This is a genomic window from Pseudomonas sp. C8002 (assembly GCF_013385765.1).
In the GTDB taxonomy this organism is placed as follows: domain Bacteria; phylum Pseudomonadota; class Gammaproteobacteria; order Pseudomonadales; family Pseudomonadaceae; genus Aquipseudomonas.
Map to the genome: position 1 here is coordinate 25,519 of NZ_JACAPJ010000035.1, position 19,708 is coordinate 45,226.

Consider the following 19,708-nt stretch of genomic DNA (forward strand, 5'->3'; position numbering starts at 1 on the left):
CGGGCCATCCATGGCCCGGCGCGGCTAAACCGGCGTCCTGCCGGTTTAGCCGCTGCGCAATACCTGCGTTCGGCCTCGGGCTTATTGGGGCAGTCAGATCAAGATCAAGATCAAAAGCAAGAGCACGGCGGCCTGAGAGCCGACCTGAGTGTTAAAAGCCAGATCAAAAACCAGAGCGAAAGTAGAGCTGCTTTTCTGTAGGAGCTGGCTTGCCGGCGATGCAGACACCTCGGTCTTCCAGACACACCGAGGTGATGCCATCGCAGGCAAGCCAGCTCCCACATTTGACCGTGCCCGCTTCGTGCTGCCGGAGTGCAGGCACACCGAGCCTAGGCGAGGTGCCGAGTGGTGGGGCAAGAGCCTTTTGGTTACGTTTGGGCTCACTTTCAAAAGTGACCCGCTGTAACAGCGGAACCGGGCGATAGCCTGCCAGCCAACGAGCGGCGTGCCTGACGCACGCCGCTTGCCGGTCACATTTTGCTGTTCTCGCGAATATTCCATCCGTACTTGATCGCTCCCCCGTCCTTGCCACCATCCGACTTCTGCGGCTGATAGCTGACTTCCACCTTGGCGAAGTTCAGGCTGATTTCTTCGGTCAGCACGTCGCTCGTCGTTACCGCAGTGGTCTCGTAGGACGACACCATCACCTCCTTCAAAGTGATCACCAGATATTCCACCGCGCTGCTGCCGCCGGCCTTGCGCACCACAAGCCTTGCCTCGGGATAATGCTTGCCGGTGGAGCAGGCCATCATCAGGTTGGGCGTGGACTTGTCCAGGGCCTTGCTGATCGCCAGGTTGCCCATATTGACCTTGCCCGCACCACCGCCAGTGCCGGAATGCATGTTGCCCGACTGGGTCATGCGCCATCCCCATTTGTTGACTTCGATTTCATCTCGGTGTGCCTGATCCTTGGACTCACCCTTGATGTCTCCCAGCTTTAAAAACATATCAACGGCCATTGTTGCTCCCTGTTCCTGTGTTCGCCGGTAGTGGCGCGGGGCGTACTTTTCCTATTCGCACGATGGCCTACAAGAGGTGGGAACAGGATCAGGAAGTGCCTGTCGAGAAAAAGTAAAACATCCGACATTTTTTCGGGATATGGATTCTTTAGGCTCTGCGTTCTTGTGAAATCCCGGAGTAAAAGGAATGACTTCCAGCCTCTTGAAGGACGGTTTTCCCAGTGCACATCTCACCACCCGTGAGCGGATTGAAAGCAGCATCGACCTGCGGCGCCTGTTTGCAAGCATTGATGCCGATCCGGCGATTGCCGGGGCAGGGGTGGTGTATCTCGATGACCAACTGTGGCCGGTAACCTTGCGTGAGTTTCAACCAATTTGCAGCGTGCTACCCAAGCGAGTGATCTTGCGGGAAATGCCACGGTCCATGGCCCGCCTGGATTTTGTCCGGCAGTTGGAGCATGAACCGAGGGAGTCGCAGGTGGTGTTTGAGGCGGTGGGGATGGGGTTGGCGTGTACGAGTGCGGTGTTGGGGTGGTTTACGGCAGTGGGGGGCACTGCGGCATTACCCTTCACGTTGGGCACCAGTTCAGTGGTGACGGCAATTGGTGGGGCGGCCTTTCTTGCGGGCGCTGGCCAGTGCGTGAACGGTGTTTACCGAACGTTCAAGGAGGTGACTGAACCCTCCAGTGTCGACTGGTTGGACAGTGCCCCGTGGTATCAGCAGGTGACGCTGATACTGGATGCTATTTCACTGATTGGGGCGAGCACAGCGTTTCTGACAACGGTGAAGTGGGTCAGCGCGACCAAGGCGGCTACAGGAAAGAACTGGCGAGACGTACTTCGGGGATTAACTCGACAGGAGCGCGCCAAGCTGACGAAGGAATTACTCAGTATCAATCATCCGCATTTGACATCAAAAATGCTAAAGCTCAAACAGCTGTCTGGCGATTTGCCGAAGCGATTCACTCCCGTGCAGTTGCGGCAAACCACGCTCACTCAAATTAACGGTGTACTTGGCGCCTCTATGGCGGTGACAGGAAGTGCAATGGCCGGGAACCTTCGGGTCATTGCGGTGGGGCTTTATGAGGAGTTTGACGAATGATGTTTCTGATGACACTTCAGCAGTTCCGGGACTTTCTGAAACGCTATTTCCCCGTCTTTATGGCAGCCAATTTTGCTCAAATATTTGCGCTGGGATTTGGCGTCCCATTGATGTTCGACAGTTATTTTAAAGAGCTGTCCATTGACGAGAATCTCAGGTATTCGTATTTTTCGGCCCTTGGTCTGACGCTGCTCGCGTCCCATTGCAACTTCATGATCGCCCGCGGCTATCCAGGTTGGGTATGGATTCCCGTGGTGCTGATGACTCTGTGCCTGCTCGGCGTTCTGCCGACGATTGACTATCGCCCGCATAAGGTCTTCTACGTGTTGAGCATTCTGTTCCCCCTTCTGGCGCTGCTGTTGCTCAACAGCAAACGCCACCGTGAAGTGCGTAGCGAGTGGGTCAAGCTGCGTCAGAAGCGCCATCGGGTCATAGCGATCATTCGGGGCCGGCGCCAAAAAAAACAGCGCCAGTCATCAGCATGACGGTCTACCGCTCAATCGACCGACTCCACCGCGCATTCCACTCGGGCCGTGCCTGGTTCACCTGGTCCCAGTCAATCGAAATCGCCGTCTGCAAATAACTGTTCATCGCCTCCACCCGCGCCCGGGTTTTGTCGGTAGTCGGCGTCGTAGGATTCGAAGGAATCTGATCCCCCAGTTCCAAAGCCGGCGCCTGAGCCTCTGCGGTCAACAAGAACTGCGCCAGTTTTTGCGCCAACTCCGGCTGGTCATTCCGCGCAATCACACACTCCGCCACGTTCAACACCACCGCGCCTTCTTTCGGCTGCGCATACTCCATCGGCACACCCAACAACTGTTGCGTGGTCACCTGCGTCGGCGTCAGCGGAAAGATCGCCGCCTCATCCGTCTGCACCATCTCGGAAATCTTCGCCGAGCTGGCGATGTACTCCAGCACGTTGGGCCCGACGGTTTTCGGCCAGGCCTTGAACCCCGGCTCCACGTTGGTCTCGCTACCCCCCTGAATCCGGTTGAACATGAGGAACCCGTGCAACCCAAATGTGGACGAGGCCAACGACTGGAACACCACCTTGTCCTTGAAGCGCGGGTCGGCCAGGTCCATCCACGACGTCGGCGGCGCCCAGCCCTTTTCCTTGAACATCTTGGCGTTGTAACCCAACCCGGTCACCCCGAGCGTCACCGCAACCGCTTCTTCCTTGATCTTCGCCTTGGCCGGAATCTGATCCAGGGTCGGATTGGGCGTGAGCTTCTCGCACAACCCCATGGAAATCGCGCGGTACATGATGCCGTCGTCGAGGAACATCACGTGCATCTGCGGGTTGTCCTTGTTGGCCTGCACCTTGGCCAGGATATCCGACGAGGTGCCCGGCACGATCACCACCTTGACGTTGTTGGCCTTTTCGAACGCGGGCAGCACCTTGTCGGCGTAGACCCGCTCCATGGTGCCGCCGTTCATGCCCAGGTACAGCGTCGGTGCGGCGTGGGCCGCCGTGCTCAACAGGGCGAGGGACAGGCAAGACAGCGCAGTACGTTTGATCATGTGCATGAATCTTCCTCTCAGGCTTGGAAACGACGGATGGAAAATGCTTCGATGGGCTGCCGGCTGGCCCCCGTGCAGACGATCTCTGCCAGGGCTTCACCGACCGCAGGGCCGAGCTGGAACCCGGCGCCGGCAAAGCCGAAACCGTGGAGCAGGCCGGGTTGGGTGCTGCTGTCGCCGATCACCGGTTCGTGGTCGGGCAGATAACCTTCGGTGCCGCTCCAGGTACGGATCGCCTGGGCACCCTTGAGGAACGGGTACAACTCGCCGGCATTGCGCAGAATCTCCAGCACCGCCGCCTGACCCGGGCGGGCTTGTTGCGGGCCCAGGGCAAAGCCGCGCCCGCCACCGAGGATGCAATTGCCCCGGGCGACTTGCCGCGCATAAATCCCGCCGCCTTCCACCCCGGTGCTCACGTCCATCACCACCGGCAACGGCTCGGTCACCAGCATCGCCGGGTGCGCCGAGGTCATCGGCACCGGCTCGCCAAAGTGCGCGGCCACGGTGCCGGCCCAGGCGCCGGCGCAGTTCAGCAGCCAGGGGGCTTGCAGCTGCAGCCCATTGGCACAGCGCAACTGAAACCGCTGGCCGTCATGTTCAAGATGGGTGACTTCGGTTTGCTCCATCACCCGAGCACCGTGGCGTTGCGCCGCGCGGGCAAAGGCGGGGGAGACCAGGCGCGGATTGGCGTGGCCGTCTTCGGGGCATAACGACGCGCCGACTGCCACATCACCCACCCACGGGAACCGGGCGCGCAGTTGAGCGTGGTCGAGCATTTGCAGGCCCAGGCCAAAGCCGCGTGTAGCGTCGGCGTAAGCCTGCAGAGCCGCCAGATCGTCATGACTGCGGGCCAGTTTCAAATGCCCGGAGCGCACGTATTCGCCGTCAATGCCAATCAGCCCCGGCAAGTCGGACCATAGCTCATGGGCACGTTGCGATAGCGGCAGTTGGTGCAATGGCCGCCCCTGGCGCCGCACGCCGCCATAGTTCACACCACTGGAGTGCGAGCCACAAAAGTCCCGCTCCAGCAGCACCACGCGCCGACCTTTTTGCGCCAGCATCAAAGCCGCCGAGGCCCCGACAATCCCGCCACCCAACACGATCACTTCACTGCCGATCATGGCTGCACCTCCACGCCAAACGGCAAGGGTTTGATCGGTGCCTGGCCACGCAGGCGGCCAACGTTTTCAATCTCGCGGCCACTGCGCTGGGCAACGATTTCCGCCGCCGCCAGCCCGCACATCCGGCCCTGGCAGCGGCCCATGCCAACTCGGCAATGGGCCTTGACCCGGTTCACTTCCCAGTGGCCTTCGTCCACCACCGCGCGTACTTCGCCGACGCTGACTTCTTCACAGCGGCACAGGATCAGTTCGTCCGGAGCTTCAGCGGCCCAGTTTTCCGGGAAGGGGAAGGCGGTTTCCAGGCCGTGGCGAAAGCGCTGGATACCTGCCAGTTGTTGTTCCAGCACGGGCCCGCGACGGTGGTCGATGGCAACACCGCTGTCTTCGAGCAAGGCCAATGCCGCTCGCTCGCCGGCCATTTGCGCCGCATCGGCGCCCATGATTCCTGCACCGTCGCCAGCCAGATACACCCCCGCGACACTGCTACGCCCGGCCGCATCTCGCTGGGGCAACCAGGCGCGGTTCAATGCATTCCAGGCAAATTCACACCCAAGTAAATCCGCCAGTTGGGTCTCGCTGCGCAGGGCATGGGCGAAGGCCACGGCATCACAGGCGATTTCCTGCTGGTCCCAGTGGATGCCCGTCACTCGTTGCTCGCCGTTGATGTGCGACAACGTTGCCCCTTGATGCACCGGGATGCCGTGGGCCGTTAGCCAGGCGCGGTAGTACAAACCCTTGGCCAGGGTCGCCGGCTGGCCGAGCAATGCCGGCAGGGCGCGGCATTGGGCGCTGAACGGCGCGCTGTCGAGCACCGCCACCACCTTGGCCCCGGCCTTGGCGTACTGATACGCCACCAGGTACAGCAACGGCCCGCTGCCGCAAAACGCGACGCGCTCACCGATGGCGCAGCCTTGATACTTCAGCGCGATTTGCGCCGCGCCCAGGCTGTACACACCGGGCAGCGTCCAGCCCGGCACGGGCAGGATGCGGTCGGTGGCGCCCGTGGCGACGATGATCTGCGCGTATTCGATGCTTTCGGCGTGGCCGTTGTTGAGCATGTCCAGGCGGCCATTTTCCGCATTCCACACCAGGGTTTCCGGCCGGTAGTCGATCCGGGTGGCCAGCTCATCCATGGTGCGATGCAGCGCTGTCGCCTTGCCCGCTTCAAACCCATACAGCTGCTTGGCCGAGCGCTGGAAGTTCGCCGGCTGGCGCCGATAGATCTGGCCGCCACCGCGCAGGCTCTCGTCCACCAACACCGGGGTTACGCCATGGTCCAGCAAGGTCCGGGCTGCGGTAATGCCCGCCGGGCCTGCGCCCACTATCACCACGCTCTTCATGCCTGGCGCCCCGGGTCACGGCGAATCGCCTGGCCGTCTTCCAGCAAGGTCGAACAGGCGCGCACTCGCCGACCATCTTCCAGGCGTACCCAGCAATCCTGGCAGGCCCCCATCAAGCAGAAACCGGCGCGGCGTTCGGCGCTGAAATCACTGCCCCGCAGGTGCTCGGCGCAGGTCAGTACGGCAGTCAGCAAGGTGTCCCCAAGCAGGCCCGTGGCAGGCTGCCCATCGAGGGTGAACGCCAGGCTGGGCCGCTCGGTCTCGGCCAGTCGTTTGAACAGTGCCATCAATGTTTCCCTACCAACACGCGATCCAGGCCGTAGACCCGGTCCAGCAGAATCATGGCCGCCGCCGTCAACCCGATCACCAGCGCCGACACGGCCGCCATCATCGGGTCGATGGATTCGGTGGCGTACACGTACATGCGCACCGGCAAGGTCTGGGTGGCCGGCGAGCTGACAAAGATCGACAGGGTCACTTCATCGAAACTGTTGATGAACGCCAGCAACCAGCCGCCGGCCACGCCGGGCAGAATCATCGGCAAGGTGATCTGGCGAAACAGGGTGAAGCGGCTGGCGCCGAGGGATTCGGCAGCCTGCTCGGCGCTGCGGTCAATGCCGATGGCGGCCGCCAATACCAGGCGCAATACGTAAGGCGTGATGATCACCACGTGGGCCAGCATCAACCAGGTGAAGCTGCCGTTGACGCCCATCATTGCGAACAGCCGCAGCATCGCCACCCCCAGCACCAGGTGCGGGATGATGATCGGCGAGAGGAACAGCGCACTGAAGAAGTTACGGCCGGGGAACTGGTAGCGACTGATTGCCAGCGCCGCCGGTACCGCGATCAACGTCGCCAGGGTGGCGGCAACGAACGCCAGTACCAGGCTGTTGTAGAACGCCTGGATAAAGTCCGCGCGCTCGAACACCGCATGAAACCAGCGCAGGGAGAAGCCCGAAGTGGGCAGGCTCAAGGTGTTTTCCGGGGTGAAGGCCACGAGGCACACCACCACCAGCGGCGCCATCATGAACAGCACCACCAGGCCGTGAAAGCCCAGGGCCAAAGGACCGTTTCTGGACATCGTCTTATACTCCCAGGGACTTTTTGTAGCGGCCTTCGACCATGCGGTTCCAGCTCAGCATGATCAGCAAGTTGACCAACAGCAGCACCACCGCGATGGTCGCGCCCATGGGCCAGTTGAGTTCCGAGAGGTATTGGTCGTAGACCACCGTGGCGACCATCTTCAGCCGGCGCCCGCCCAGCAGGCCGGGGATCGCGAAGGAGCTGGCGGCCAGGCCGAACACGATGAGGGTGCCGGAGAGTACGCCGGGCATCACCTGCGGCAACACGATCTTGCGCATCACCGTGGCCTGGCTGGCACCCAGGGACAGCGCCGCCTGTTCCGCCGACGGGTCGAGTTTTTGCAGGGAGGTCCACACCGGGATAATCATGAACGGCAGCATCACGTGCACCAGTGCGATGATCACCGCGAACGAGGTGTACAGCAGCTTCACCGGTTTGCCGCCGAGGGCCTGGATCACCTGGTTCACCAGGCCATCGGCACCCAGCAGCAGGCTCCAGCCAAAGGCCCGCACCACCACCGAAATCAGCAACGGCGTGAGGATCAGGATCAGGAAGATCGAGCGCCACGGCGTGCCCATGCGGCTGAGGATGTAGGCCTCGGGCACCCCGATCACCACGCACAGCAAGGTCACCAGGGCACTGATCCAGAAGGTGCGCCAGAAGATCTCGTAGAAGTACGAGTCGCTGAACAGCGACAGGTAGTGGGCGAAAGTCCACTCATCGGCCTTCACCCCCACCTGATAGTCGAACACGTTGAACGACAGCACCAGCGTCAGGCCCAGGGGCAGGATCAGCAGCCCGAAAAACAGCACCAGCGCCGGCAACGACAACAGGTAGCCACGGCTCATGCGTGCACCTCATCGGCCGCCAGTACCCGCAGCAGGCTCGACTCCCAGTCCAGGCCTACCACTGCGCCGCAACCCAACGGCGCGCTGCCGTCGTTGCGGCGGACCACCGTCAGCTCGCCGATCTGGGTCTTGATGCGGTACAGCCATTGGCTGCCGAAGAAATAGCTGTCGAGGATCTTGCCTTGCAGGCGCCCTGAGCCGGCGGCCACCAGGTCGATCTTTTCCGGGCGCAGGCTTAGGGTCAGCTCGCCGTTGCCGGGCTCGAAGCGCACTTGCGGCGCGCCGAGTTGATCGAAGTCGCCCGCCAGCAGATTGGCCTTGCCGACAAAGTCCGAGATAAAGCGCGTGCGCGGGTGTTCATAGAGTTTGTACGGCGCGTCGATCTGGGTGACGCGCCCGGCCTGCATCACCACCACGCGGTCGCTGATGGACAGTGCTTCGGCCTGGTCGTGGGTGACCATCAGGGTGGTGATCCCGACTTCACACTGGATGCGGCGGATTTCGAACTGCATCTCTTCCCGCAGATTGGCGTCGAGGTTCGACAGCGGCTCGTCCAGCAGCAACACCGGCGGTTCGATCACCAAGGCGCGGGCCAAGGCCACGCGCTGGCGCTGGCCGCCGGACAGTTCCCGCGGGTAGCGCTCGGCGTGGGGCGCCAGGCGCACCAGTTCCAGCACGGTCTTGACTCTGCTTGCGATCTCAGTGGCAGGCACCTTGCGCATCTTCAGGCCGAAGGCGACGTTGTCGCGCACGCTCATGTGGGGGAACAGCGCGTAGCTCTGGAACACCACGCCCAGGCCACGGCTGGCGGGTTTGGCATGGGTGATGTCGCGACCGTCGAGGACGATCTGGCCACCGGTGACGTCGACGAAGCCGGCGATCATTTGCAAGGTGGTGGTCTTGCCGCAGCCCGAGGGGCCGAGCAGGGACACGAATTCGCCTTTTTCCACCGCAAGATCAGTGGCGACCACCGCGTCGACGGCGCCGTAGCGTTTGCTCAAGGCGTTGAGTTGGAGAAAAGCCATGTCTGCGTTCCACCTTTTTGAGTCGCGTCGAAACGCGCTTTTTTGTTTTGGGCAGATGCGAAAAGGGTATTGCGGGTGCGTTGGCGCTCGATCTTGAGTCGGCTGCCGTTAGTTGTTCATTTCGCCCCTGTGGACGCAGATTAGGGCGAAAGACTAGGATGGCGGAAGATGGAATTTCACTGGATAGAGTACTTTTTTCAGTTTCATTCACTGAACAGAATTTAGTGTGAGATATCGGCTTATGGATTCCACTGAGCGGAATGAAAGTGTCAAGGAAGTCGGCGCCGGTGGCGTCTCCCGGTTGTTTGCATTACTGCGCATCCTCGGCGCGGCGCCGGACGGTGGTGAACGGGTGACGCAACTGGCGCAGCAGGTGGGGTTGTCGCAACCTACCACCCACCGGTTACTGCGCAGCCTCATGGACGAGGGCATGGTGGAGCAGGACGCGCGCACCAAGCGCTATCGGCTGAGCCTGGAGTTCTTCGCCCTGGCGGCGAATGCAGGCAATACCGGCAATCTGCGGGACCTGGTGCGGCCGAGCATGTTGCGCCTCAGTGCTTCGCTGGGGGATTCATTGTTCCTGCTGGCGCGCAGCGGGTTTGATGCGATCTGCCTGGACCGCAGTGAAGGGCCGTACCCGATCCGTACCTTCACCGGTGACATCGGCGGGCGCGTGGCGCTGGGCGTAGGGCAGGGCAGTTTGGCGATCCTGGCGTTTTTGCCGGAGGAAGAGCGCGAGACGGTGATCCGCTACAACTTGCCACGGCTCAAGGATTTTCACCTGTACGACGAGGTGTTTTTGCGCTCGGAGGTAGAGAGTGTGCGGCGGTTGGGGTATGCGGCGCGCAATACCGGAGTGCTGGAAGGCATGGCCGGGTTGGCGGTGCCGATCCTGGACCGCAATGGGCATGCGGTGGCGGCGTTGAGCGTGGCAACCATCAGCGACCGGCTGGGGCCGGGGCGGTTGCCGACGGTGGTGGAGTTGTTGAAGCGCGAGGCGGCGGCGATCGGGCCGAAGATCAACCCGTTTGATCCGACGTTGCGCCGGCCGTCGCAGATCTTCGGTGGGTAGCAGTTATCAGCCACAACAGAGATCAAATGTGGGAGCTGGCTTGCCTGCGATAGCGGTGGGTCAGTCAACCTTTTTGTCACTGATAGACCGCCATCGCAGGCAAGCCAGCTCCCACATTAGATTGTCGCCATGGTTTGGGAGCGCACCGGACTCATCGCCGCCATCGCCACCGAAGTCGCCGCCGTGCGCGTCTCCACTCCCAGCTTCACATACACATGCTCCAGATGCTTGTTCACCGTCCTCGGACTCAACCCAAGAATGTCGCCAATATCCCGATTGGTCTTGCCACACGCCACCCAACGCAGCACTTCCACTTCCCGCTCCGTCAACTGAAACCGCGCCGACAATAGCTTGTGCGCCGGCTCATCCTCCAGGGTGATCACGCTCGGCTGTGTCGCCGCACGCGCCGACAGCAAAATCCGCGACGTACGCAAATGCGCCGCCACCCGCGCCAGCACTTCATCGGTCTGGATCGGCTTGGTCACGTAATCGCTGCCGCCCACCTCGAACCCCTGCACCACATGCTTGCTGTCGGTCAGCCCAGTCATGAACACCACCGGAATATCCGCGCTGGCCGGTTGTGCCTTGAGCCGGCGGCAGGTTTCAAAGCCGTCCAGCCCGGGCATCACCGCGTCCAGCAGGATCAAATCCGGGCGTCGGCGTTGCACGCGGTTCAGCGCGCTGAGGCCGTCCAGCGCCACCAGCACCATGTAGCCGGCGTCGTCCAGGGCGTCGGAGAGCATGGCCAGGTTGTCCGGGGTGTCGTCGACAATCAGCACCACGCCGGGCTCAGCGCTGTGGGTCAAGGCATTCATCTTCGGCCTCCTTCAGGATGCGGTTGAGTTCTTCCAGGCGAAAACTTTTCAGCAAGGCCCGGAGCTTGTTGATGAACGGTGCGGTACCTGGGCTGTCCAGCACGATGGCGTCGAGCTTTTCATGCAAACCACGCACATAGCCAATGGCGCTCAGTTCGGCGAGCACCGCGAGTTCTTCTGCGCTGGGTAGCGCGCCTTGGGTCGCGACCGGCGCGGCGAGCGGTGTGCGACGGCGCAGCCATTGCAAGTCCAGGTGCAGTTGCAGGCGTCCGAGCAGTTCAGGGGTACGCACCGGCTTGGCCAGGTAGTCGTTGCAGGCGCCGGCGATGCTGCGTTCGCGGTCGTCAGTGAAGGCGTTGGCGGAGATGATGATAATCGGCGCGGCAGACAGCGCATTACGCCGGATCATCCGGCTGGTGGCCCAGCCGTCCATGGTCGGCATCGAGAGGTCCATCAGGATCAGGTCCGGCGACAGCAGCGCTACCTGGCGGATCGCCTCCTGGCCGTTGCTGGCCTGGGACACCTCGAAGCCCAGGGGCGTGAGCATGCCGCTGAGCACCTTGCGATGGTCCACGTGGTCATCCACCACCAGGATGCGCCGTCGTTCGCCGTGGTAGCCGATGATGTCGTGCTCCACATGCACCACGGCTTGCGGCACGCGGACCTGGGACAGGAACAGCCGTACCTGGAAGCAGGTGCCCTTGTCCAGCTCGCTGACCACCCGCAATTCGCCGCCCATCAGCGAGGTCAGCATGCGTGTGATGGTCAGGCCCAGACCCACGCCCTTGTCCTGGCGCATCAGGTCGCCGCGTTCGAACGGCTGGAAAATCCGCTCGATCTGTTCGGGGTCAATCCCGATGCCGGTGTCGATGATTTCGAAGTTGGCGGTCTCGCGCATGTAGCTGACCCGCAGGCGCACCTCGCCGCTGTCGGTAAAGTTGATCGCGTTGCCCAGCAGGTTGATCAGGATCTGCCGCACGCGTTTTTCATCGCCGCGCACTACGGCGGGGATCTTGCCCACGCAGTCCAGGCGAAAGCGCAGGCCCTTGTCTTCGGCCTGGGGGGTGAACATCTGCTCCAGGTCGTGGATCAGTTCCGGGAAGGGGATTTCGGTGAGCTCCAGGCGCAGCTTGCCGGCCTCGATCTTCGCCACGTCCAGCAGGCCGTCGATCAGCGACAGCAGGTGCGAGCCGCTGCGCAGGATGGTCGCCAGGGCGTCCTGATGCTGTTCGGGCATGGCACTGTCGCGCTGCAGAATCTGGGTGAAGCCGAGGATGCTGTTGAGCGGCGTGCGCAGCTCGTGGGACAGCCCGGTGACGTAGCGACTCTTGGCCGCGTTCGCTGCTTCCGAGGCTTCCTTGGCCTGTTGCAGGGCCTGGTCGGTGAGGCTGTGGGCGGCGATCTCCTGCATCAGCAGCGAGGTTTGCCGGTCGGACTCTTCCTGGGCAACCCGCCGGCTTTCGCGGGTGAGTACTACCCACCAGGCGAGTACGGCGGCCAGCACCGAGAGCGTGAGGAACGCCTTGAAAAACGCCTGGTACAAGGTTTGCGAATGGGGCAAACCCTGGGCCGCCTGCATGTAGATCAGCGCCAGCGCCCCGGCGAGCATCAGCACCAGCGCCATCAACAATCCGAGGTAATGCGCCAGCCGCGTATGCAGGCGCGGTACCAACGTCGTCGGCAGCAACCAGCGCAACACCCCTTCGAACTGGCTGGCCAGGCGCGCGTGGGGTTTGCAACGGTCGCCGCAACGCGCATCCAGTGAGCAACAGAGCGAGCAGATCGGCGTGCTGTAGGCCGGGCAGAACGCCATGTCGGCGGTCTCGAACGGGTTGCTGCACAGCCCGCAGATCACCAGGCCGGTGCCGGGTTGCGGGTGAATCAATTGCGCCTCGCTGCTGCGCGCAATGTAGTAGCGGCCCTTGGTCAGCCACGCCAATAGCGGCGCCATGATTAACGCGGTACCCAGCGCGACAAACGGTGGCGCAGCCTGGGCCAGGGCGCCGAACAGGCCGAAGTGGGCGAGAATCGACAGCAGCGAGGCAATCAGCATCGAGCCGACGCCCACCGGGTTGATGTCGTAGAGGTGCGCACGCTTGAATTCGATGTGTTTGGGCGACAGGCCCAGGGGCTTGTTGATTACCAGATCCGCTACCAGCGTGCCGATCCAGGCAATCGCGATATTCGCGTAGAGCCCCAGCACCTGCTCGATCACATCGAACACGCCGAGCTCCATCAGCATCAGCGCAATGGCGACGTTGAACACCAGCCACACCACGCGGCCGGGATGGCTGTGGGTCACGCGGGCAAAGAAGTTCGACCAGGCCAGGGAGCCGGCGTAGGCGTTGGTCAGGTTGATCTTCATCTGCGAGATGAACACGAACAGCACCATCGCCCCCAGCGCCCATTCGGGAGAGGAGAACACATAGCCGAACGCGACGAGGTACATCTGGGTTGGCTCGGCGGCGCGCTCCATGGGGATTTCATGTTGCAGGGCGAGGAACGCCAGGAACGCCCCGGCGAACATTTTCAACGCCCCCGGCAAGATCCAGCCGGGCCCGGCGCATAACAGCGCGGCCCACCAGCGCTTGCGGTTGGCGCTGGTTTTTTCCGGAAGGAAGCGCAGGTAGTCCACCTGTTCGCCGATCTGCGTGACCAGCGACAGCGCCACGGTGCAGGCGGCGCAGAACGACAGCAGATTGAAGTCGCCGCCGTCGCTGCTGCGACCGACGAAGCTGGTCCAGTCGCTGAAGGCCTCGGGGTTTTTCCACAACACGAAGCCATAGGGCAGCACCAACAGCACCAGCCACAGCGGTTGCGTCCACAATTGCAGGCGGCTGATCAGCGTTACGCCGTAGGCCACCAGCGGGATCACCAGCAGTGAACAGATGACATAGGCGATGGCCAGCGGGATATGGAAATACAACTCCAGGGCCAGGGCCATGATCGCCGCTTCCAGAGCGAAGAACAGGAAGGTGAAACTGGCGTAGATCAGCGAGGTGATGGTGGAGCCGATGTAACCGAAGCCCGCGCCGCGGGTCAGTAGGTCCATGTCTACGCCATAGCGGGCGGCGTAGTAGCTGATGGGCAGGCCGGTGAGAAAGATCACCAGGCTGATGGCGAGGATCGCCCAGAAGGTGTTGGTAAAGCCGTAGCTCAAGGCCAATACGCCGCCGATGGCCTCCAGCGCCAGGAACGACACCGCGCCCAAGGCGGTGTTGGCGATGCGCAGTTCCGACCATTTGCGGAAGGACTTCGGGGTGTAGCGCAGGGCGTAGTCTTCCATGGTCTCGTCGGCGACCCAGGAGTTGTAGTCGCGGCGGATCTTGACGATGCGCTGGGTGCCGGGGAGGGGGTGCACGGTGGGGAACTCCTGCAAGGATGGGGAGATGGCAGCAATATTCGTGCCCCAGTCCTGCGGGGTGCGCTCTTCGTGGCGAGGGAGCTTGCTCCCGTTGGACTGCGAAGCAGGCCCAGCAAGACCACTTCATTTTCCAGGCAGAACCGGGTCGCCGGTTTTGGGGCCGCTGCGCAGCCCAACGGGAGCAAGCTCCCTCGCCACAGGGGTTTCCTTTCCCAAGGCGGGCGGGATCCTGCTCGAAAATGGTGCGCAACGGCATACGTCAAATGACGTACCCCGTTACGTCAGGCTGCGTATACCCGCCGTGGCCACCTGCCGCCATGCTGAACCCCTCATTGCAGAGGAGTCGCCCCATGGAATCACGATTGATCCGCTCCAAACCGTTGTTGGCCTTATCACTGCTGGCGGCGAGTCTGTTCAGCCATGGCGTCATGGCCGACAACGAAGGCCTGGCGGTGACGCCTACCGAAGTCACCGTCGGCCAGTTGCACTCGGCCACCGGCACCATGGCGATTTCCGAAACCGGTTCGATCCAGGCCGAACGCCTGGCCATCGAGCAGATCAACGCCTCGGGCGGGATCCTCGGGCGGCAGATCAAGGTGATCCAGGAAGACGGCGCGTCCGACTGGCCGACCTTCGCCGAAAAGGCCAAGAAACTGCTGGTGAACGACAAGGTGGCTGCAGTGTTCGGCTGCTGGACCTCCGCTTCACGTAAAGCCGTATTGCCGATCTTCGAGAAAGAAAACGGCCTGCTCTACTACCCGACCTTCTATGAAGGCCTGGAACAGTCGAAAAACGTGATCTACACCGGCCAGGAAGCGACCCAGCAAATCCTTGCCAGCCTCGACTGGATCGCCAAGACCAAGGGCGCCAAAACCTTCTACCTGGTGGGCTCGGACTACATCTGGCCGCGCACCTCGATGAAGATCGCGCGCAAGCACATTGAAAACGTGCTGCACGGCACCGTGGTCGGCGAAGACTACTACCCGCTGGGCAATACGCAGTTCGGTTCGCTGATCAACAAGGTCAAGCTGAAAAAGCCTGACGTGGTGTTTGCGGCCGTGGTGGGCGGCTCCAACGTGGCCTTCTACAAACAGCTCAACGCAGCGGGCGTGAATGCGTCCAAGCAAACCCTGTTGACCCTGTCGGTGACCGAAGACGAACTGCTAGGCATCGGGGGCGAAAACATGGCCGGCTTCTATGCCTCGATGAAGTACTTCCAGAGCCTCGACAACCCGAACAACAAAGCCTTCGTGGAAGCGTTCAAGGCCAAGTACGGCAAGGACGCAGTGATTGGCGACGTGACCCAGGCGGCCTACCTCGGCCCCTGGTTGTGGAAAGCGGCGGTGGAGAAGGCCGGCAGTTTCGACGTGGATAAAGTCGTCGCCGCATCGCCTGGCATCGAGCTGAAAAACGCGCCGGAAGGCTATGTGAAGATCCACGAAAACCATCACCTGTGGAGCAAGTCGCGCATTGGTGAAGTGCAGCCAAACGGGCAGTTCAAGGTGATCTACGAGTCGGATCTGATCGAGCCGAATCCGTTTCCGAAAGGCTATCAATAACCTCGGGTCTGGCGCTGATCTGAATGTGGGAACTGGTTTTGTGTGGGAGCGGGCTTGCTCGCGAAAGCGGTGAATCAGTGAGTGCATCCGGTACTGACACACCGTATTCGCGAGCAAGCCCGCTCCCACACAAGCCAGCTCCCACATAAAGCAGAAGCAGATTGCATTTCAACCTCCCGCTCAGGAGACCATCATCATGGAATGGCTATCGGAATTTGGAGCCATCGCGGCGATGCAGGGGTTCAACGGCTTGTCCGTGTTCTGCGTGCTGTTGCTGATGGCATTGGGACTGGCAATCATCTTCGGCCAGATGGGCGTGATCAACATGGCCCACGGTGAGTTCCTGACCATTGGCGCCTACACCACCTACGTCTGTTCCAGCCTTACCGCGCATTTCGCGCCGAGCTTTCAGCCGTACTACTTTTTCGTTGCCATTGCCCTCTCATTCCTCGTCGCCGGCGCCGTGGGCTGGCTGGTGGAATGGGCGATGATCAGCCGCTTGTACAAGCGGCCACTGGACACCTTGCTCGCCACCTGGGGTTTGTCCCTGGTGATGCAGCAAACCTTCCGCTCGGTGTTCGGCGCCCGTGAAGTGAGCGCCGAACCGCCGGCCTGGCTGATGGGTTCGGTGAACCTCAGCGACGCCATCGAAATCCCGCGCAACGGCCTGTTTATGATGGGCCTGACCGTGCTGCTGACCGGGGCGATCTTCGTCATGCTCTACCGTTCGCGCTGGGGCTTGCAGGTGCGCGCCACCGTGCAGAACCGCTTGATGAGCCGGGCGGTGGGCATCAACACGCGCAAGGTCGACCGCATGACCTTCGCCCTCGGCTGCGGCGTGGCGGGCGTGGCCGGTGCGGCGTTCACCACCATCGGCTCCACCGGGCCGACCGCCGGTTCGCAGTACATCGTCGACACCTTCCTGGTGGTGGTGTTTGGCGGCGCGCAAAGCCTGTTCGGCACCATTGCCTCGGCGTTCGTGATTGCCCAGACCCAATCGCTGTCGGAGTTTTTCCTCAGTGGCTCGATGGCCAAGGTGCTGACGCTGTCGTCGGTGATCCTGATCCTGATGCTGCGCCCGCAAGGGTTGTTCTCCATCAAAGTGCGCAAGTAGAGGCGAACCGATGAAGGCTCTAGACAAACTGCTGGGCGGCCAGCAAAACCTGATCGGCATCGTGCTGTTGGCGCTGTTGATCCTCGTGGTGTTCCCGCTGACCCTGGACGCCTTCCGGCTGAACATGGTCGGCAAGTACCTGACCTACGCGTTCGTCGCGGTGGGCCTGGTGCTGTGCTGGGGCTATGGCGGGATTCTCAGCCTCGGGCAGGGGGTGTTTTTCGGCGTCGGCGGCTACTGCATGGCGATGTTCCTGAAGCTTGAGGCCTCGGACCCGATCAGCACCAAGATCCAGTCCACCCCGGGCATCCCGGACTTTATGGACTGGAACCAGATCACCGAATTGCCGTGGCTTTGGCAGCCGTTCCACAGCTTCACCTTCACCCTGTTCGCGGTGATTGCGGTGCCGGTGCTGCTGGCGTTCATCATTGGCATGGCGCTGTTCAAGCGGCGGGTGGGCGATGTGTATTTCTCCATCGTCACCCAGGCGATTGCGCTGATCCTCACGGTGCTGATCGTCGGCCAGCAAGGCCTTACCGGTGGTGTCAATGGCATTACTGACCTCAAGACCCTGCTGGGCTGGGACCTGCGCGGTGACGGCGCGAAGATGATCCTGTATTTCATCAACGCCGGGCTGTTGTTCGGCTGCATCTTCATTGGCCGTTTTATCCTCGCCTCGAAGCTGGGCCGGCTGTTGATGGCCATGCGCGACAAGGAAGAGCGGGTACGGTTTTCCGGGTATGACGTGGCCAGCTTCAAGATTTTCGTGTTCTGCGTGGCGGCGGCGTTCTCGGCGATTGGCGGGGCGATGTTTGCCTTGCAGGTGGGCTTTATGTCGCCGTCGTTCGTGGGCATCGTGCCGTCCATCGAGATGGTGATCTTTGCCGCGGTGGGCGGGCGCATGTCGTTGCTGGGCGCGGTGTATGGCGCGTTGCTGGTGAACTATGGCAAGACCTACTTTTCCGAATCCTTCCCCGAGCTGTGGCTGTACCTGATGGGCGGGTTGTTTATCGCCGTGGTCATGTACTTCCCCAACGGCCTGGCGGGGTTGTGGGACAGCCATGGTCGCCAGGCCCTGGCCCGGGTGTTGCGGCGCAAGCCGGTGGTCAAGGCCGAGCCCGCGAAGATCAAGCCCAAGGCTGAAGCCAAGATCCTGGAGACACAGCCATGACCGCCGTTGGTTTTGAAATGAAGAAACCGGTGTTGGCTATCGAAGGCCTCACCGTGTCATTCGATGGCTTCAAGGCTGTCGACAACCTCAACCTGTATATCGACCGCAATGAAGTGCGGGTGGTGATCGGGCCCAACGGCGCCGGCAAAACCACGGTGCTGGATTTGATCTGCGGCAAGACCCGCGCCACCAGTGGCAGCATCCAGTTCGACGGCCAGGAACTGACCAAAATGCGCGAATACAACATCGTGCGCGCTGGGGTAGGGCGCAAGTTCCAGAACCCATCGATCTACGAAAACCTCACGGTGTTTGAAAACCTCGAGATGTCGTATCCGGCCGGGCGCAAGGTGTGGGGCGCGCTGTTTTTCAAGCGTAATGCCCAGGTGATTGCGCGGGTCGAGGAGGTGGCGCGGGAAATCTTCCTCGGCGACTTGTTGCAGCAGCAGGCGGACCTGCTGTCTCACGGGCAAAAGCAGTGGCTGGAGATTGGCATGCTGCTGATGCAGGACCCTGAATTGCTGATGCTCGACGAGCCGGTGGCCGGGATGAGCGTCAACGAGCGGGCGCAAACGGCCGAGTTGCTCAAGCGCATCAGCCAGGGGCGCTCGGTGTTGGTGATCGAGCATGACATGGAGTTCGTCAAGAGCATTGCCCACAAGGTCACGGTGTTGCATCAGGGCAAGGTGCTGGCCGAGGGCAGCATGGAGTCGGTGCAGAGCAATCCGAAAGTCATTGAAGTGTATTTGGGCCACTGAGGAGTCGGGCATGTTCAAGATCGACAAACTGTCGTGTGGGTACGGGCAGAGCCAGATTCTTCACGACCTGGAGCTGGATGTGGCGAAGCGTGAGATCGTCGCGGTGATGGGGCGCAACGGGATGGGCAAGACCACGTTGTTCAAGAGCCTGATGGGTATTTTGCCGCAGTGGCAGGGGCAGGTCAGTGTGGATGGGCATGATGTGTCTGCGCTTGAAACCCATGAGCGGGTGGAGCGGGGGATTGCCTATGTGCCGCAGGGGCGGATGATTTTTCCCAGCATGAGTGTGTTGGAGAATATTCAGACTGGGTTGCCGGCGGCGGCCCGGGGCAGGGTGCCTGAGGATTTGTATGCGCTGTTTCCGGTGCTGTATGACATGCGTTCGCGCAAGGGTGGGAATTTGTCTGGGGGGCAGCAACAGCAGTTGGCGATTGCCCGGGCGTTGGCGACGAATCCCAAGGTGTTGTTGCTCGATGAGCCGACTGAGGGGATTCAGCCTTCGATCATCAAGGACATTGCTCGTACGCTTAAGGAGATTCGCAATTTGCGGGATTTGACGATTGTTGTTTCTGAGCAGGTGTTGTCGTTTACTTTGGAAATTGCTGATCGGTTTTTGGTGATTGAGAAGGGGCGGTTTGTGATTGAGGAAACTCGGGATCGGGTGGATGAGGCGACTATCAGTCGGTATTTGTCGGTTTGACCTGGCTGGGTACATATCCGTTATTTGGGTAACGGCGGCTTATGGTTTCGCTCTTACAGCGAGTCACTTTGCAAAAGCGGCAAAGTAACCAAAGCGCTCTGCCCCGCCTGTCGGCGCCTCGCCTAGGCTCGGCGTTCCCTCACTCCGGCATTACTCCGC

The 19,708-nt window shown here is 61.6% G+C and carries 18 protein-coding genes and 1 pseudogene; 9 read left to right on the forward strand and 10 right to left on the reverse strand.

The features are described from left to right. Window positions 1-201: pseudogene (locus HX814_RS31370) on the forward strand (hypothetical protein); the annotation flags it as partial. A gap of 269 nt (window positions 202-470) precedes the next feature. Here the strand turns inward: HX814_RS31370 and HX814_RS28310 are convergent. After that, complete coding sequence (locus tag HX814_RS28310) at window positions 471-959, reverse strand: type VI secretion system tube protein Hcp (protein WP_177010119.1); 489 nt, start codon at window positions 957-959, stop codon at window positions 471-473. Window positions 960-1,146: 187 nt separating this feature from the next. On the opposite strand from HX814_RS28310, the gene HX814_RS28315 reads away from it, so the two are divergent. Both HX814_RS28315 and HX814_RS28320 read left to right on the forward strand, forming a co-directional pair. Further along, window positions 1,147-2,061, forward strand: coding sequence for an NAD synthetase (locus HX814_RS28315; protein WP_177010120.1), 915 nt, complete (start codon window positions 1,147-1,149; stop codon window positions 2,059-2,061). Continuing rightward, window positions 2,058-2,546, forward strand: coding sequence for a hypothetical protein (locus tag HX814_RS28320; RefSeq protein WP_177010121.1), 489 nt, complete (start codon window positions 2,058-2,060; stop codon window positions 2,544-2,546). Before HX814_RS28315 ends, HX814_RS28320 begins: the two co-directional genes overlap by 4 nt. Before the next feature lie 4 nt (window positions 2,547-2,550). Here HX814_RS28320 and HX814_RS28325 read toward each other — a convergent pair whose 3' ends face one another. From HX814_RS28325 to HX814_RS28355, 7 genes are read right to left on the reverse strand one after another with little or no spacing between them, the layout of a single operon-like run. Continuing rightward, the gene (locus tag HX814_RS28325) at window positions 2,551-3,582 is read right to left on the reverse strand and encodes an ABC transporter substrate-binding protein (protein WP_003218283.1); all 1,032 of its coding nucleotides are present in this window, start codon (window positions 3,580-3,582) and stop codon (window positions 2,551-2,553) included. 17 nt (window positions 3,583-3,599) lie between these two features. Beyond that, on the reverse strand, window positions 3,600-4,703 hold the full coding sequence (locus tag HX814_RS28330) for an FAD-binding oxidoreductase (RefSeq protein ID WP_177010122.1): 1,104 nt from the start codon (window positions 4,701-4,703) through the stop codon (window positions 3,600-3,602). Further along, entirely contained in the window at window positions 4,700-6,043 is a 1,344-nt protein-coding gene (locus HX814_RS28335) for an NAD(P)/FAD-dependent oxidoreductase (protein ID WP_177010123.1), read from the reverse strand. Before HX814_RS28335 ends, HX814_RS28330 begins: the two co-directional genes overlap by 4 nt. After that, the gene (locus HX814_RS28340; protein ID WP_003218277.1) at window positions 6,040-6,330 is read right to left on the reverse strand and encodes a (2Fe-2S)-binding protein; all 291 of its coding nucleotides are present in this window, start codon (window positions 6,328-6,330) and stop codon (window positions 6,040-6,042) included. Before HX814_RS28340 ends, HX814_RS28335 begins: the two co-directional genes overlap by 4 nt. Further along, the gene (locus HX814_RS28345; protein WP_003218275.1) at window positions 6,330-7,124 is read right to left on the reverse strand and encodes an ABC transporter permease; all 795 of its coding nucleotides are present in this window, start codon (window positions 7,122-7,124) and stop codon (window positions 6,330-6,332) included. Before HX814_RS28345 ends, HX814_RS28340 begins: the two co-directional genes overlap by 1 nt. 4 nt (window positions 7,125-7,128) lie before the next feature. After that, window positions 7,129-7,974, reverse strand: a complete 846-nt coding sequence (locus tag HX814_RS28350) for an ABC transporter permease (RefSeq protein ID WP_003218273.1) — start codon at window positions 7,972-7,974, stop codon at window positions 7,129-7,131. Beyond that, window positions 7,971-8,999 carry an ABC transporter ATP-binding protein gene (locus HX814_RS28355; RefSeq protein WP_177010124.1) on the reverse strand — a complete coding sequence of 343 codons (1,029 nt, stop codon included), beginning with the start codon at window positions 8,997-8,999 and terminating at the stop codon, window positions 7,971-7,973. The genes HX814_RS28350 and HX814_RS28355 overlap by 4 nt, the downstream gene beginning before the upstream one ends. 241 nt (window positions 9,000-9,240) lie before the next feature. Between HX814_RS28355 and HX814_RS28360 the strand changes: the two genes are divergently transcribed. Further along, complete coding sequence (locus HX814_RS28360; protein WP_063028853.1) at window positions 9,241-10,071, forward strand: IclR family transcriptional regulator; 831 nt, start codon at window positions 9,241-9,243, stop codon at window positions 10,069-10,071. A 116-nt stretch (window positions 10,072-10,187) separates the two neighbouring features. On the opposite strand, the gene HX814_RS28365 is transcribed toward HX814_RS28360, so the two are convergent. After that, entirely contained in the window at window positions 10,188-10,886 is a 699-nt protein-coding gene (locus tag HX814_RS28365; RefSeq protein ID WP_177010125.1) for a response regulator, read from the reverse strand. Then, window positions 10,861-14,247, reverse strand: coding sequence for an ATP-binding protein (locus HX814_RS28370; protein WP_177010126.1), 3,387 nt, complete (start codon window positions 14,245-14,247; stop codon window positions 10,861-10,863). Before HX814_RS28370 ends, HX814_RS28365 begins: the two co-directional genes overlap by 26 nt. A 353-nt stretch (window positions 14,248-14,600) precedes the next feature. On the opposite strand from HX814_RS28370, the gene urtA reads away from it, so the two are divergent. The 5 genes from urtA (at window position 14,601) to urtE (ending at window position 19,549) form a co-directional block, all read left to right on the forward strand. Continuing rightward, the gene (gene urtA, locus HX814_RS28375; RefSeq protein ID WP_003218263.1) at window positions 14,601-15,809 is read left to right on the forward strand and encodes an urea ABC transporter substrate-binding protein; all 1,209 of its coding nucleotides are present in this window, start codon (window positions 14,601-14,603) and stop codon (window positions 15,807-15,809) included. Between the two features lie 196 nt (window positions 15,810-16,005). Then, window positions 16,006-16,923 carry an urea ABC transporter permease subunit UrtB gene (gene urtB / locus HX814_RS28380; RefSeq protein ID WP_177010127.1) on the forward strand — a complete coding sequence of 306 codons (918 nt, stop codon included), beginning with the start codon at window positions 16,006-16,008 and terminating at the stop codon, window positions 16,921-16,923. Between the two features lie 10 nt (window positions 16,924-16,933). Then, window positions 16,934-18,094: an urea ABC transporter permease subunit UrtC gene (gene urtC / locus HX814_RS28385; protein WP_003218260.1), complete on the forward strand. Its 1,161-nt coding sequence runs from the start codon at window positions 16,934-16,936 to the stop codon at window positions 18,092-18,094. Further along, window positions 18,091-18,849, forward strand: coding sequence for an urea ABC transporter ATP-binding protein UrtD (gene urtD, locus HX814_RS28390; RefSeq protein ID WP_003218258.1), 759 nt, complete (start codon window positions 18,091-18,093; stop codon window positions 18,847-18,849). The genes urtC and urtD overlap by 4 nt, the downstream gene beginning before the upstream one ends. Before the next feature lie 10 nt (window positions 18,850-18,859). Continuing rightward, window positions 18,860-19,549, forward strand: coding sequence for an urea ABC transporter ATP-binding subunit UrtE (urtE, locus tag HX814_RS28395; protein WP_008430563.1), 690 nt, complete (start codon window positions 18,860-18,862; stop codon window positions 19,547-19,549). The last annotated feature ends 159 nt before the right edge of the window (window positions 19,550-19,708 follow it).

Bases quoted from the DNA above. Each gene is read 5' to 3' on its own strand.
- urtD (WP_003218258.1), top strand. From the start codon at position 18,091: ATGACCGCCGTTGGTTTTGAAATGAAGAAACCGGTGTTGGCTATCGAA.
- HX814_RS28335 (WP_177010123.1), bottom strand. From the start codon at position 6,043: ATGAAGAGCGTGGTGATAGTGGGCGCAGGCCCGGCGGGCATTACCGCA.
- HX814_RS28365 (WP_177010125.1), bottom strand. From the start codon at position 10,886: ATGAATGCCTTGACCCACAGCGCTGAGCCCGGCGTGGTGCTGATTGTC.
- HX814_RS28325 (WP_003218283.1), bottom strand. From the start codon at position 3,582: ATGATCAAACGTACTGCGCTGTCTTGCCTGTCCCTCGCCCTGTTGAGC.
- HX814_RS28320 (WP_177010121.1), top strand. From the start codon at position 2,058: ATGATGTTTCTGATGACACTTCAGCAGTTCCGGGACTTTCTGAAACGC.
- HX814_RS28310 (WP_177010119.1), bottom strand. From the start codon at position 959: ATGGCCGTTGATATGTTTTTAAAGCTGGGAGACATCAAGGGTGAGTCC.
- urtE (WP_008430563.1), top strand. From the start codon at position 18,860: ATGTTCAAGATCGACAAACTGTCGTGTGGGTACGGGCAGAGCCAGATT.
- HX814_RS28345 (WP_003218275.1), bottom strand. From the start codon at position 7,124: ATGTCCAGAAACGGTCCTTTGGCCCTGGGCTTTCACGGCCTGGTGGTG.
- urtA (WP_003218263.1), top strand. From the start codon at position 14,601: ATGGAATCACGATTGATCCGCTCCAAACCGTTGTTGGCCTTATCACTG.
- urtB (WP_177010127.1), top strand. From the start codon at position 16,006: ATGGAATGGCTATCGGAATTTGGAGCCATCGCGGCGATGCAGGGGTTC.
- HX814_RS28355 (WP_177010124.1), bottom strand. From the start codon at position 8,999: ATGGCTTTTCTCCAACTCAACGCCTTGAGCAAACGCTACGGCGCCGTC.
- urtC (WP_003218260.1), top strand. From the start codon at position 16,934: ATGAAGGCTCTAGACAAACTGCTGGGCGGCCAGCAAAACCTGATCGGC.
- HX814_RS28340 (WP_003218277.1), bottom strand. From the start codon at position 6,330: ATGGCACTGTTCAAACGACTGGCCGAGACCGAGCGGCCCAGCCTGGCG.
- HX814_RS28330 (WP_177010122.1), bottom strand. From the start codon at position 4,703: ATGATCGGCAGTGAAGTGATCGTGTTGGGTGGCGGGATTGTCGGGGCC.
- HX814_RS28350 (WP_003218273.1), bottom strand. From the start codon at position 7,974: ATGAGCCGTGGCTACCTGTTGTCGTTGCCGGCGCTGGTGCTGTTTTTC.
- HX814_RS28315 (WP_177010120.1), top strand. From the start codon at position 1,147: ATGACTTCCAGCCTCTTGAAGGACGGTTTTCCCAGTGCACATCTCACC.
- HX814_RS28360 (WP_063028853.1), top strand. From the start codon at position 9,241: ATGGATTCCACTGAGCGGAATGAAAGTGTCAAGGAAGTCGGCGCCGGT.